General features: G+C 39.9%; 16 protein-coding genes. 10 read left to right on the top strand and 6 right to left on the bottom strand.

Annotated elements, in window-relative coordinates; translation table 11 throughout:
* The first annotated feature begins 284 nt into the window (after positions 1 to 284).
* The 9 genes from H6H03_RS22660 to H6H03_RS22620 all read left to right on the top strand — a co-directional run bounded on the left by H6H03_RS22660 (position 285) and on the right by H6H03_RS22620 (position 8078).
* Entirely contained in the window at positions 285 to 866 is a 582-nt protein-coding gene (locus tag H6H03_RS22660; RefSeq protein ID WP_190957323.1) for a KaiA family protein, read from the top strand.
* Positions 867 to 971: 105 nt separating this feature from the next.
* Positions 972 to 1286 carry a circadian clock protein KaiB gene (gene kaiB / locus H6H03_RS22655; protein ID WP_073642657.1) on the top strand — a complete coding sequence of 105 codons (315 nt, stop codon included), beginning with the start codon at positions 972 to 974 and terminating at the stop codon, positions 1284 to 1286.
* Between the two features lie 78 nt (positions 1287 to 1364).
* Positions 1365 to 2927, top strand: coding sequence for a circadian clock protein KaiC (gene kaiC / locus H6H03_RS22650; protein WP_190957322.1), 1563 nt, complete (start codon positions 1365 to 1367; stop codon positions 2925 to 2927).
* Between the two features lie 104 nt (positions 2928 to 3031).
* Positions 3032 to 5272: a TolC family protein gene (locus tag H6H03_RS22645; RefSeq protein WP_190957321.1), complete on the top strand. Its 2241-nt coding sequence runs from the start codon at positions 3032 to 3034 to the stop codon at positions 5270 to 5272.
* 160 nt (positions 5273 to 5432) lie between these two features.
* On the top strand, positions 5433 to 5636 hold the full coding sequence (locus H6H03_RS22640) for a hypothetical protein (RefSeq protein ID WP_190957320.1): 204 nt from the start codon (positions 5433 to 5435) through the stop codon (positions 5634 to 5636).
* A gap of 61 nt (positions 5637 to 5697) precedes the next feature.
* Positions 5698 to 6075: a hypothetical protein gene (locus H6H03_RS22635; protein ID WP_190957319.1), complete on the top strand. Its 378-nt coding sequence runs from the start codon at positions 5698 to 5700 to the stop codon at positions 6073 to 6075.
* A 131-nt stretch (positions 6076 to 6206) separates the two neighbouring features.
* Complete coding sequence (locus tag H6H03_RS22630; protein ID WP_190957318.1) at positions 6207 to 6713, top strand: hypothetical protein; 507 nt, start codon at positions 6207 to 6209, stop codon at positions 6711 to 6713.
* 3 nt (positions 6714 to 6716) lie between these two features.
* Positions 6717 to 7241, top strand: a complete 525-nt coding sequence (locus tag H6H03_RS22625; RefSeq protein WP_190957317.1) for a GNAT family N-acetyltransferase — start codon at positions 6717 to 6719, stop codon at positions 7239 to 7241.
* Positions 7242 to 7298: 57 nt separating this feature from the next.
* Positions 7299 to 8078 carry a photosystem II S4 domain protein gene (locus tag H6H03_RS22620; protein WP_190957316.1) on the top strand — a complete coding sequence of 260 codons (780 nt, stop codon included), beginning with the start codon at positions 7299 to 7301 and terminating at the stop codon, positions 8076 to 8078.
* A 204-nt stretch (positions 8079 to 8282) separates the two neighbouring features.
* Here H6H03_RS22620 and H6H03_RS22615 read toward each other — a convergent pair whose 3' ends face one another.
* The 4 genes from H6H03_RS22615 to H6H03_RS22600 form a co-directional block, all read right to left on the bottom strand.
* Positions 8283 to 9059, bottom strand: a complete 777-nt coding sequence (locus H6H03_RS22615; protein WP_190957315.1) for an SDR family NAD(P)-dependent oxidoreductase — start codon at positions 9057 to 9059, stop codon at positions 8283 to 8285.
* A 114-nt stretch (positions 9060 to 9173) separates the two neighbouring features.
* The gene (locus H6H03_RS22610; RefSeq protein WP_190957314.1) at positions 9174 to 9773 is read right to left on the bottom strand and encodes a hypothetical protein; all 600 of its coding nucleotides are present in this window, start codon (positions 9771 to 9773) and stop codon (positions 9174 to 9176) included.
* A 639-nt stretch (positions 9774 to 10412) separates the two neighbouring features.
* Positions 10413 to 11018, bottom strand: coding sequence for an exopolysaccharide biosynthesis protein (locus tag H6H03_RS22605; RefSeq protein WP_190957313.1), 606 nt, complete (start codon positions 11016 to 11018; stop codon positions 10413 to 10415).
* A gap of 128 nt (positions 11019 to 11146) precedes the next feature.
* On the bottom strand, positions 11147 to 12019 hold the full coding sequence (locus tag H6H03_RS22600) for a lipid kinase (protein WP_190957312.1): 873 nt from the start codon (positions 12017 to 12019) through the stop codon (positions 11147 to 11149).
* A gap of 463 nt (positions 12020 to 12482) precedes the next feature.
* Here H6H03_RS22600 and H6H03_RS22595 point away from each other — a divergent pair, with 463 nt between their 5' ends.
* Positions 12483 to 13187, top strand: a complete 705-nt coding sequence (locus tag H6H03_RS22595; RefSeq protein ID WP_190957311.1) for a CAP domain-containing protein — start codon at positions 12483 to 12485, stop codon at positions 13185 to 13187.
* 76 nt (positions 13188 to 13263) lie between these two features.
* On the opposite strand, the gene H6H03_RS42075 is transcribed toward H6H03_RS22595, so the two are convergent.
* Positions 13264 to 13470, bottom strand: a complete 207-nt coding sequence (locus tag H6H03_RS42075) for a GNAT family N-acetyltransferase (RefSeq protein ID WP_390842889.1) — start codon at positions 13468 to 13470, stop codon at positions 13264 to 13266.
* An 8-nt stretch (positions 13471 to 13478) separates the two neighbouring features.
* On the bottom strand, positions 13479 to 13823 hold the full coding sequence (locus H6H03_RS42070; RefSeq protein WP_390842873.1) for a GNAT family N-acetyltransferase: 345 nt from the start codon (positions 13821 to 13823) through the stop codon (positions 13479 to 13481).
* Between the last annotated feature and the right edge of the window lie 70 nt (positions 13824 to 13893).

Raw genomic sequence — 13893 nt, 5'->3', positions numbered from 1 at the left:
ATCAAGGAGAAAAATAAAAAAGTCTATCTATCTGTATACATAGATATGCACATACAAACAAATAATAAATTGCCGATACATACCTCATCTAAGACCTACTCAGCCCTACAACTTAGTCGCTGCACCAGGTTGTTGAGTCGCTAGAACTATCTGTTGACACAGAGCGTTTTTTGGGGTGAAACCACAACCTTACTGCACACCCAGTATTACCTTAGAAGCGTTTGCCATACTTAATTAGCCCACGCTTCTTGGTCAAGTCGATCGAGGAGATAGATAGACAATAAATGTTATTACCTATATTCATTTTGCAAAGCAATGTTAATAAATATTTAAATAATCAAGCAAATTTCACCAACCAAAATGGTGTAATTCCTTGGATACATAACTTTATTTTCGGTATTATTGGGCAATTTTGCTATCTACCTGTTGGTGTAACTACCTCTGGAACAATAAATTATTCACTACATTGGTTGCAGCGCCATCCTAGTGAAGCAGATAATGGTAAGCATTTTTATGTATTTGCTAGTCACTCGCAAAAAAGGCAACATGCTTTTGAGCAAATGACTGTAAAAGAACGTCAAGAATTATTAAACAATCTAAAATCAGATTACAGTCAAATTCTTATTGATTACTTTACCACAGATAAAACTCTCAAAGAAAAAATTGACAAATTTATCAACACTATATTTTATGCTAATATTCCTGTGCCCCAAATTATCGAAATTCACATGGAAGTAATAGATGAATTTTCCAAACAGCTAAAATTAGAAGGCAGGAGCGATGAAACGTTACTGGATTATCGGCTGACGTTGATAGATATCCTGGCTCACTTGTGCGAAGTCTATAGATCTTCGATTTCTAAATAAATTAAATTTCTCGATGTTCAAATCGGCACAAACTACGGCTGTTAGTTACTCCCAATGCGTATTGGTATCTTGTATTTTTCTTGCGATCGTTAGCCTGTAACTCCTATGAATAAAGCCAGAAAGACCTATGTTCTCAAGCTTTATGTAGCCGGGAACACACCTAATTCAGTGCGGGCATTAAAAACACTCAAAAATATTTTAGAACAGGAGTTTGAAGGTGTTTATGCTTTAAAAGTAATCGATGTACTGAAAAGCCCACAACTAGCCGAAGAAGATAAGATATTGGCGACGCCAACATTATCTAAAATTTTGCCTCCACCGGTTCGCAAAATTATCGGCGATCTTTCAGATAGAGAAAGAGTATTAATTGGATTAGATTTACTTTATGAAGAATTAAGTGAAGAAGATTTTACAGAATAAAACATTTAATCATCAGAAAATTGTATCCAAACTGTTAGTAAGCAAAAACCGGGTTTTATACCCATTTGTTATCAAGCAATGAGTCAAAACGAGCAAATAGAACCAAAGAAACCACCGTTAATTGTGGGTGTAGAAAAAATTCGCACGATGATTGAGGGGTTTGACGATATTAGTCATGGTGGATTACCCATTGGTAGAACTACCTTGATTAGCGGCACCTCCGGTACTGGAAAAACTTTATTATCTCTTCAGTTTCTTTATAACGGTATTACCTACTTTGACGAACCAGGAGTATTTGTTACCTTTGAAGAATCGCCCAGTGATATTATTAAAAACGCTCATATATTTGGCTGGAACTTGCCACGCCTAATAGAAGAAGGCAAGTTATTTATTCTCGATGCATCTCCCGACCCAGAAGGGCAAGATATCGTTGGTAACTTTGACCTTTCTGCATTGATTGAACGCTTGCAATATGCCATTCGCAAATATAAAGCTAAACGAGTTTCCATAGACTCAATCACAGCAGTATTTCAGCAGTATGAAGCAATGGGAGTGGTGCGCCGGGAAATTTTTCGTCTAGTAGCGCGTCTCAAACAACTCAGCGTCACCACTGTAATCACCACTGAACGCAGCGAAGAATATGGCCCCGTTGCCTCTTTTGGAGTCGAAGAATTTGTTTCCGATAATGTTGTAATTGTTCGCAACGTTTTAGAAGGAGAACGCCGCCGTCGCACAATTGAAATTCTCAAATTGCGCGGTACAACTCATATGAAAGGCGAGTATCCCTTCACAATTACCAACGAAGGAGTCAACATCTTTCCACTAGGGGCAATGCGCTTGACTCAACGTTCTTCTAATGTCAGAGTCTCTTCTGGCGTCAAAACCTTAGATGAAATGTGCGGTGGTGGTTTCTTCAAAGATTCAATCATCTTAGCCACAGGAGCCACAGGTACAGGCAAAACCCTATTAGTAAGTAAGTTTATTCAAGATGGCTGTCTCAATGGAGAACAGGCAATTTTATTTGCTTATGAAGAATCACGCGCCCAATTATCTCGCAACGCTTCCTCTTGGGGAATTGATTTTGAGGAACTAGAGCATCAAGGTTTACTGAAAATAATTTGTACTTATCCGGAATCAACTGGCTTAGAAGACCACTTACAAATTATTAAATCGGAAATTGCGATTTTTAAACCAGCTCGTATAGCAATTGATTCACTCTCAGCACTAGCTAGAGGAGTGAGTAATAATGCATTTCGACAGTTTGTAATTGGTGTTACCGGTTATGCCAAACAAGAAGAAATCACCGGTTTCTTTACTAACACAACCGACCAATTTATGGGATCGCATTCAATTACAGACTCTCATATTTCCACGATTACCGATACAATTTTGATGTTACAGTACGTAGAAATTCGTGGGGAAATGTCGCGGGCAATTAACGTATTTAAAATGAGAGGGTCTTGGCACGATAAGGGCATTCGTGAGTATAATATCACTGCCGATGGGCCAGAAATTAAAGACTCATTCCGGAACTACGAACGGATTGTTAGTGGTGCTCCTACTCGCGTTAGTATCGATGAAAAGGCGGAACTTTCTCGCATTGTTAAACGTTTTGAAGATAAACAGAGTTCCGAATCCTAAATTTAGTATCGTAGTATATTCATTCCTAAATTTAGTATCGTGCTATATTCTGTGGTGAAGAAAGGTTTTCTGCCGCTAGATTGATTTTCGTGTGAGGGGATGCGGTGAAAGGACAGCAATTATTCCATAGCTTCTTGCCTGGTGTGACAGCAGCGGTCTTAACAACTCAGCCTGCGTGGGCTGATACTGTCAAAGTAAGTGGGGTACAGCTGGCATCTTCTTCAAGTGTTTCGACCTCTACCTATGGTCAAACCTTGGTTGAAGATTTCATGAATACGCAATTGCCTAAAACAGCAAATGTTACTATTCCAACCCTATTACCTGCTCCTGGTTTTACTAAGTTTAGTGTGAAGCCTTTAAGTAATAAGAGTATTCCAGTTTTGATGGCTGGAAATACTAATGTGCCAATAAAACAAGTAGCTCAAAAAGATAAAGGTAAACTTTTGAATTTAACGCCTACCTCTGGTTATTCCCAACAACCAGATATGAAGCGTTCTGCCGAAAGCAACCAAACACAGAGCAATTCAAGTCCCTATTGGCAGAAATTAAAGAAGATAGTAGTTCCTGACTACACTTCTAAACCCGCGTCTGCCCAAAAAGAAATTTTGTCCTTGTCTGCTTCACAGCAGCCAGTGGTTCAAAAGATAAATACCGTTACTCATTTGCAGACATTTTTACAAACTTCACCCACAGGTGTAGGAGCAGCAAAACTGTTGTCAGCCGAAAGGTGTCCGCAGCAGGAGTTGAGAAAAACTAAAACTGGTTTGGCTCCTTTGCTGGTGACCTCAAACACCTGCCTACAAGAAAATTCTGTTGAAAAACGTGTAGCTCAAAGTAATACCACAACTCCCACAGATTCAACGCCGACTCCCACTGTGCCAGGAAGCATAACTCCTGCGCCAGGTGGTTCGACACCAACTCCCACTGTGCCAGGAAGTGTAACTCCTGTACCAGGTGGTTCGACACCAACTCCTACTGTGCCAGGAAGCGTAACTCCTGTACCAGGTGGTGCTGTAGAAATTCCTGAGAAGCTGATTCAAAATGCAAATCCCTTGCAATTTCCTACAAAAACAGAGGAAGTGAGACTCCAGGAAAATCAGCCGATTAGTTTGGCACAGGCTCTAGAATTAGCACGGCGTAACAATCGGGATTTACAAGTGGCGTTATTGGAGCTAGAACGTAGCCGATATGCCTTAAAAGAGGCGGAAGCTAGTTTGTTGCCGACTCTTGGGATTAGTGCGGATCTGACTCGCAGTCAATCTTCTAGTAACCAGCTTCGAGATGAATTAAGCGGGCCAAACAGTTTAAGCTCTACAGATGAACCAAGCACAAATTTTTCTGGGCAAGCACAACTTTCCTATGACCTATATACCTCTGGGTTAAATAAAGCTCGTAGAAATGCCGCTAGGGAACAGCTACGGTTCAATGAGTTGGCTGTAGAAACTCAGTCCGAAGAAATTCGCTTGAATGTGACGACTGACTACTACAATTTACAACAAGCGGACGAACAAGTACGTATTGCCCAGTCCGCTGTGCAGAACTCAGAGGCTAGTTTGCGGGATGCAGAAGCTTTAGAGCGAGCTGGTGTTGGTACGCGATTTGATGTGCTTCGTTCTCAGGTGAATTTAGCCAACGCCCAGCAAGATTTAACTAACGCTAGATCCCAGCAAGCAATTTCCCGTCGTCAGTTGGCTACTCGGATCAGTTTGCCCCAAGGGATAAATATCAGCGCCGCCGATCCCGTACAATTAGCTGGTCTTTGGGATCTAACGTTAGAAGAAAGTATCGTGCGAGCTTTTCAAAATCGCCCGGAACTCCAACAGCAGTTAGCACAACGTAATATTAACGAGCAACAGCGTCGGCAAGCCCTTGCAGAACTCGGCCCTCAAATTAGTTTGGTAGCCAGCTATGACTTGCTAGATCAGTTTGATGATAGCGTTAGTGTTACAGATGGTTACTCATTTGGTGTTCGAGCAACCCTAAATTTGTTTGATGGGGGAGCAGCAAGAGCCAGAGCAGCTCAGCAGAGAGCTAATATTGCGATCGCTGAAACTCAATTTGCTGAGCAGCGTAACCAAATTCGCTTTCAAGTAGAACAAGCCTTTTCTACCCAGCAATCTAATTTGGAAAATGTTCAAACTGCTAATACCGCTTTAGAACAAGCCAGGGAAGCTCTACGTTTAGCACGTTTGCGATTCCAAGCTGGTGTAGGTACTCAAACTGATGTAATTAACTCTGAAAACGACTTAACAAGAGCTGAAGGTAATCGAGTCACAGCAATCTTAGATTACAACCGTGCTTTAGCTCAACTGCAAAGGTCTGTTACCCTCAGAGGACTACGGTAGTTACCCAAAACTCAACCGCATCATAGAATTGAGTAGCCTTTCTCATAGACAGCCTCCAAAAGCCTCATTTTTTCAGTGACTAAACTGGAAAATGAGGCTTTTTGATAAAAATTCGGGATGGGGCATTGGGGACTTGTTCATTTTCTTCAAATGCTCATTAATGGAGTTCAAGCACTCATTTAATGAAGTTCAGAAACTCAATCCCCATGCCCAATGCCCAATACCCAATACTTCTCTACGAGAGGCTGCGCCAACGGCTTCGCCCTTCTCTACGAGAGGCTGCGCCAACGACTACGCTCAGGACAAGCTCAGTACAAGTGCCCAATGCCCCATGCCCGATTTTCACGTGAAGTGTCAAAATTGAACTAACATAACTGAGTGTTCGTAGTTTACCGCCGTAGCATCGCTCGCCTTGTCAAAGACTCATGACTAAAGTAACATCGAAAGAAATTGCACAGTTTCGCTCTCAATTGGCAGATGATCCCAGCGATATGGAAGCGCTGGACTTGATTGAAGACTGTGACGGAGATTTAGAGGATGCAGCGATGACGCTAGCTATCCGCGCAGGACAACAACCAGAAAGAGCAAATTCCGAATGGTTAGATGCTTTGGCTAGAAAGTGGCGTGCGGTGATTTGCCAACAAGAATATCGCGAAGATTTGCTCAATAGTTCACTTCCCAAGATGATGGAACATCTCAAAACAACACCGACGTTTCCCAAGATTTTGGCAACGCCGGTTTTAATTTATGTCCTCAAGCAAGGTGTGAACAATTTTTGTGAGCCACTGGATTCTTTAAAGTAAAGCCCATTCCGACTTCTAAATTTTGACTCGTGACTCCTGAATTCTGAATTCTGAATTCTGACTCCTGCCCACAGGACTGATACGCTGTTAATTAAGGCAAAACTTTTATTAAATTAAGTATTGTAAAATCAATGAATTACCTTGTTGCCGTATTACCAGACCGCATTCAAGCTGAAGCTGCTTACTTAGCTTTAGAAAAAGAAGGCATAAACAGTACTATCCTGGGGAAGGGGTATAAAACTGCTGACGAGTTTGGCTTAATTGACCCCAAAGACCAAGCCAAAAAGCAAGCACGGCTCATGGCAACCTGGCTGATACCATTCGGCTTTTTTGCAGGTTTCACCTTCAGCCTGATTACTGGTTTGCAAACTTTTGCCTGGGCGGGTGAAGTTGGCAATCACATCGTTGGAGGACTACTGGGTGCTGCTAGTGGTGCTATGGGTGGTGTGTTTGTCGGTGGCGGAGTCGGTTTACTCGTAGGTAGTGGTGATGCTTTACCCTACCGTAACCGTTTAGATGCGGGTAAATACTTAATTGCAGTTCAAGGTTCTGAAACCTTAACCCGTCAGGCGACCAAGATATTACGTCAATTTGAGCCAGAAAATATTCAGGGTTATGCAGACACAAATGGCGTGTAGCAAATGAATCATAGTTTACATATTACGACACAGCGGCTTGAGTTGCTTCCTTGTTGCTTGGAGGTGGCACAAGCCGTTGTGGCAAAAAACAAATCTGAAGTGGAAAAGCTCTTAGGGGTACGCGTTCCTGATGAATGGTATACAGGTGAGGTGCTAGATATTTTCCCAATGTATACTCAGATGCTTATAGACGATCCTTCCCAGTTGGGCTGGGGTGTGTGGCTGATAATTCACATCGCTGACAATACCCTAATTGGGGATTTGGGATTTCTTGGCAAACCTAATGAACAAGGAACAACAGAAATGGGTTATGAAGTTATATCAGCCTATCGTCAGCAAGGATTTGCTTTTGAAGCAGTAGAAGCATTAGTAAATTTTGCCTTTACTCAGCCCCAACTTAAAAGCATTGTTTCTCATTCTCCAAACGATCATGTTGCCTCAATTCGCATTCTCGAAAAATTAGGAATGCAACAAGTCGAGAGAAATGAAAACCTTATAAAATGGGAATTAAAGTTAGAATCGAGATAAGAATTCAGAATTCAGAATTTAGACTAATGACTAATGACTAATTCATAATTTTTCAGAATGTTGCCACGAGAAGAACTTTTAAAGGGTGTTGAAAATCGAGATAGTGTAGCTCGTGTAATTGACCAAGCAGAGCAAGCTATTAAAACTTGGGAAGTGGTTGTGACGGATTTTTTGTCTCCTCCAGAATTGGCGGAAATTCAACGAGTATTTAGCCGATTAACAGAGGTGCAATTAGTTGTGTGGGGTGGATATCCGCAAGCTGAACGCCAAAGAATAGCGATCGCTCGTTCGGAACTACCCTTAGATTCATCTCAAGTCAGCCTTGTTGCAGTAGAAATTGCTGGTAATTTCTTATTTGATACCGCCACTCACCGCGACTTTTTAGGCGCAATGCTAGGGACAGGAATTGTCCGCGAAAAGACAGGAGATATTATTGTTTTGGGAGAAAGAGGGGCCCAGGCGATCGTCGCACCAGAGTTGGTAGAATTTTTGGAAATGAATCTCAAACAGGTGCGATCGGTTCCGGTGAAAACTCAACGGATTGAGATTAGTGAATTAAAGGTTCGAGAACCGAAGAAAAAAGAATTAACTACTGTAGAAGCATCTTTGCGATTAGATGCGATCGCCTCTGCTGGTTTTGGTATGTCCCGCAGTAAAATGGTTGATTTAATCGACTCTGGTGATGTCCGCGTCAATTGGAAGGAAGTAACTCAAGCTAGTTCTCAAGTCAAATCAGGTGATTTAATCGCCATTCGCTCTAAAGGACGTTTAGAAGTTGGAGAAATTGCTGTTACTAAAAAAGACCGTTACCGCGTTCAACTAACTCGGTATATGTGATTTTTAGTTAAAAGGCAATAGGTAAGAAGGCAATAGTAGGGAAAAAGGCAATAGGCAATAGGGGAATCCACATGATTCAAATTAGGGGATTTTATAGCAGTTTAAGCATGGTTTAGGACATAAACTGATGATAAAACTTTGACACCAAAAGACTTTCAATTATTTTGCCTGTTGCCTACTATACAAAGGACGTTCAAAATAATATTAGACTTTAAACCTTTTTGCCAAAATATTCAGTAGCACTTTTCGCGGTACTAATCGAGCTAATATACTTCTAATTTGAGTGGTAACATCACCAATAATAACTGTAGGCTGCCACTCTTCTAAAGCTTTCAGAGATTCGCGAACTACTTCTTCACAGGAGTATACTTTTTCTGTGCTTCCTGCTAAAGCTGGAGGAAAATTAGCTTCTGCAAAAAAATTTGTTTCTATTGGGCCTGGACAGGTAACTAAAATACGAACACCATATTGACGATTTTCTGCCCAGAGTGCTTCACTAAAGCTAAGAATAAAAGCTTTACTAGCAGCATAAACAGAAAGATACGGTATCGGTTGAAATCCTGTAATTGAGGATACGTTAATAATACTTCCAGAACGACGTTGCCGCATGATTGGTAAAAATCTATGGGTTAAATCTACCAATGCCAAAATGTTTAATTGTACGATTTTAACTTGTCTTTCTCCATCTGATTCGGCAAAATCTCCATAAGAACCAAAACCAGCATTGTTGATTAATAAATCAATCGTTAATCCCTTTGTTTTTGTAGCATCAAATACACCAGCCGCAGCATTATGCTCTGTAAGGTCTTTAGGTATAACGTCTACTTGAACTTTATACTTTTCTTTTAATTCTTTAGCTAATTGGTTTAATTTATCTTCAGAACGAGCAACGAGTACAAGATTTGTCTTGCGTGCAGCTAATTCCTGGGCGAAAGCTTTACCAATACCACTAGAGGCACCAGTAATTAAAGCAGTTGACATTCTAAATAATCAGATAATTTTTCAGCATTTTTTAAATATTAGCCATAATTGATATAAATTTTTAACTACCGAAAGTTATATACCTAAAAGAGTAAAACTAGCATCCAGTAATAACTACCATTGTTCAGCCCAATAGATAATTTCTGAGGCAGAGCTATTAATCGCAACACCATAGCTATCACCATGATTCCATTTGAAACCGGATTTACCTCTGTCTGTTGCATCTAATACTAATATTTCATATGCATCTGGAAAAGTTTCGCCAGAAGAATCATTGGTGTAGAAAAAGGTTGTCGGCACACCGTTAGGTTGATTTATATGGTCGTTTGTGTTGCCCCCTCTATATTTATGTTTTGCATTATTTCTGTATTGTGAGAGTAGTTTTTTTATTTTTTCTGGGGGCTGTTTCAATCTAATTTGAAAAAAACTACCTCCTTGTAAAAATCCAGGAGAGTAAGCAATGCGAATATCTTTAGCATCTGTGGGAATCTGATTCGGAAAATGTTTTAGCTGGTCAGGGTCAGACCATAATTGATTACGAATTTCTTTGTAGCGTGTTGTATCGGTTATTATTTCAGGTTCGCTAGTATTGCTAAAAGCTTTTCTGAGGAAAAAGCTTCCTCCGACAATACCAAGGCTGCCAAGGGAAAATAGAACTATCATGACACCTTGGATAATATGCGTAGGCATAGCCCGTCGTAGACATCGCTTCATTGAGTTGGGTGTGTCTAATTTTCATAGTTATATACCCAACTACTAAACTATATTCGTACTATTGCGGATATCACATTAGAGATATTAACAGAAACTTCGTATATCTAGGGGAAAATAAGGCTTTTTGTAAAATTCTTATGAAGATGGATAATACTTACTTAGTCAAATACCGTAGGTATTTTTGGTTGAAGTTAGTACTCACTTTATAGATAATAAAATCAATCTCACAACTATCTATTCTTTTTTCAATTCTTCCTGATCGAGTAGCGACTAAAGCGGATATATAAATAGTAGATGCACCTTAATTAAATCACAGCCCTCAGCCTTTAGCTGGGGGCTTTATTTATGGTTAATAATTTTTATTCAGTAAAAGTAAAATTTTTATAATAAGTGAAATTTACCCGGATATAGCAATAGTCAAAGCGGATTAATAAATGGTAGATGCACCTTAATAAATTTATCGCCCCTAGCTTTTAGTTAGGGGCTTTATTTATTCCTGATATTTTTTTTTGGGAAAAAAATGCTTAATAAATCAAATTTTACCGGATAGAGTAAGAGTCAAAACGGATTAATAAATGGTAGATGCACTCTAATAAATCACATAAGTCTTAGCCCTCAGCCTTTGGGTTGGGGCTTTTATTATTTAAATATAGATGGTAGTAAACCCGGAGCTAGCCACAAAGCATATCCAATAAATCCAAATAGTAAAGTAATCAAACCTGTAATTCCGTAGCCGATACAAATTAATAAACCATCAGATTCGATTGTAGCAACAGTCAAAAGTAAAATACCTACAGTGGGAATGGGGTTTGTAAAGGGAATTGGTGATATCAATAATATTGTTAACCAAGTGATACAAAAGCCATTGATTCGCCAGGTCAAGGGATTATTAGCTATTTTTCTTAATCGGGGACGGGTGATTTTCTGTAAAACTTTAGTCAGGCGACCCAAATTTTGTAAAAGTAACTCGGCAAAGCGACGAGGAAATTTGTAGTTAGCAATTCTTTTTGGTAGCCAAGGCGATCGCCTTCCTAAAAGCATTTGCACTGACAACAGCAAACAAGCACCACCAAAAGGGCCAGTTAAGCCCGGTGGCATGGGAAATAAAAATGGCAAAACTAATAATGCAATGACTAGGCTAAACCCTCGTTCTGAGGTTTCAGCCAGAATATCACCTAGAGTCAGGGGTTGTTCAGCTAGGCGTTCTAACAAGGATTTTATATCTTGAGAAAATCTCAGATGCATTTGGCGCGATTTTTATCAAAGAAAATGGAGAGTAGAGGAGATGAGGGAGACAAGGGAGACAAGGAGAATAACTCCTAACTCCTAACTCATAACTCCTAACTTTTAACTCCTAACTCTTAAATATTGACTTATGCGGGTACTAAAACAGCTACAGCTTTAGGTATAACTCGGAAATGGGCAGGTGTGTAAGTAGTGATTTCGCCATCTGTATTAATAGGACGTGGTTTGCGAGTATATAACCGTATTTCCTGACCTTGAAGAGAGCGTACACTTTCCCAATGTATATGCCGCCCTTGTCGCATGGCAGGTAATAATAGTATAATCTGCCACCAATGTTGAATTTCCAAGCTATAAAGATCTAGTCTTTGGTCGTCTATTGCAGCGTCATCTGCTACTGCCATACCACCACCGTAATAACGACCGTTACCTACGGCAATTTGCACTGTTTTCACACGAACGGATTCACCATTGATGACAATTTCAGCACTAAAAGGTCTAGCTGACCAAATCACTTGCAATGCAGTGGCGGCGTAAGCAAATACTCCCCAACGGCGTTTCACTTCTTTGGTAAGTAGTTGGGTAATTTTTACACTCAATCCGAGACTGGCAACATTAAAAAAGTGCTTACCATTGACCCAACCCAAATCAATGCGGTGTAAATTTCCTTGGGCAATAATATTACAAGCTTCGTTGAGAGAGTTGGGAATTTTTAAAGTTCTTGCCAAATCGTTGGCAGTTCCCAGAGGCAAAATTCCTAAGGGTAATTGAGTTTCAACTAAAGCATCTACCGCGGCATTAAGAGTGCCATCACCACCACCAACTATTACTAAATCAACTTGATGTTGATAGCGAAGTATGACTTCATAAAGTTGTTTCGGATGTTCTGTAGACTCTTCAATTAAAATAAAGCCAAGTGTCTTTAAATAATTAATCGCTTCAGACAAACCCTTTTGCCCTTGGCGAGCATGAGGATTTACTAATAGCAGTGCGCGGCAACTCATGGCTAGTACCTTTTGTAGTTAATATTTCCAAGTATCCGCATCTGTTTACTCAGCTTAAATTTAACTATTACAAAGTTTTTCAGGTGCGATCGCAGTTATTCAAAATTTATTTTATCGACACCTAATTATATTGTTAGAGTTGCTATTTTTTCAGTTCTATTTTGCCTAATTTAACTTTCTCAGGTATTGATATTTTTCTAATCAGTGTATAGAGTGACGATCGCAACTCTAAATACAGGCTGTGAAATCCTTCCATAACGCCTTAAAGATGGAAAAATCGTTGTAAAACTTTTGTAGTATCTCAGGAACAAAGATAATAACAGTGTTATCTATATGACTAGTGCCTGAATCTACCGTGATTTTAGGGAAGGTGTAAAAGCTTTGATAGAGTTTTGTGTGGTTTGAAAATTGGTATTCCTTCTAATTGACTAAATTAATTGCTATAAAAATCGTGAGGTCATCAATGCATCGAATTAAGTTTTGGGTAATTTTTCCACTTACCCTAATATTTGGTTGTTCAGATCAATTGCTGCAATCTAGTCCGACTGTAGCCAACTCTCAACCAGTAGTAACTAAAGAAAGTAGCCCAACTTTGTTAGCAAAAGCGAGTTACCTTTCCCCACTAGAACAACAGGTAATTGTTGAAACAAATAAAGTAAGAACAAATCCCCAAGCATATATACCGATTTTGCAAAACTATCGCAAGCGCTTTCAAGGTAACCGAGTCAAAATTTCTGGTAATACTTATTTGGTAACTCAAGAAGGGGGAAAAGCAGTCGATGAAGCGATCGCATTTCTCAAATCAGCACGTCCTGTAGGTGCTTTGAGTGCATCGAAAGGTATGTCTTTAGCAGCCAAAGACCACGTTAAAGACCAAGGGCCAAAAGGTGCCACAGGTCATGATGGTAGCGATGGTAGCAACCCCTTTACTCGCATCAACCGCTATGGTAGATGGCTGACAACCGCAGGCGAAAATATCAGTTATGGGCCAAACACAGCCCAAGATATCGTCATGCAATTAATTATTGATGATGGTGTGCCCGATCGCGGTCATCGAACAAACATTTTTAACGGCAATTTTAAAGTCTCTGGTGTTGCTTTTGGAACTCACAAATCATATAGAACAATTTGCGTGATTAACTACGCTGGAGGCTATCGGGAAAAATAATTTGAATAAGAGTAGAGACGTTGCAATGCAACGTCTCTACACATAGATTTATACCGCAATTGGGCAACGTCTAAATTTAAAATGGGCTGGCTTGTCTCCATTCATGCTCAAGAATAGCGTACAGCCAAGAGTCTCTCCATTCTCCTTTAATCCAATGGTGTTCTCGCAAATATCCTTCCTGTTGCATTCCATTTTTTTGCATCACCCGTACCGAGGCAATGTTGGCTGGATGACAAGTTGCAAATATGCGATGTAAGCCTAATTCTTGAAAGCCAAAGGATATAATTTCTCTTACGGCTTCAGTTGCATATCCTTGTCCCCAAATTCCTTAGTAAAACAGTAGCCAATAGACCCTGTTTTATTAACAGTATCTAAAGTAGAAATTCGACAAATACCAATTAATTGCTTTTGAGTTTTTAAAGTTACTGCCAAGGCAAAATGCTGACGGGGTTCTTGTTTTTGCAATAAAATTTCTCTTTGCAAAAAATTCCTGGTATCTTCCTCACTATTAGGGCCAAAAGTCAAATAACGTACAACTTCGCGATCGCTAGCGTATTGATGAACCGCTGGCCAATCTGATTCCACAAAGTCTCGCAATATCAGACGTTCGGTTTGTAGTGGTAAATAGGTAGACATAATTAAATGTAAAAGACAAAAGTTTAAAACCCCGACAAAAACTGGCTTTTCGCTCCTGCCTCCTGCCTTC

It is taken from the genome of Nostoc paludosum FACHB-159 (assembly GCF_014698835.1).
Taxonomy (GTDB): Bacteria; Cyanobacteriota; Cyanobacteriia; order Cyanobacteriales; family Nostocaceae; genus Nostoc; species Nostoc paludosum.
This window is presented reverse-complemented; position numbering and strand designations above follow the sequence as displayed.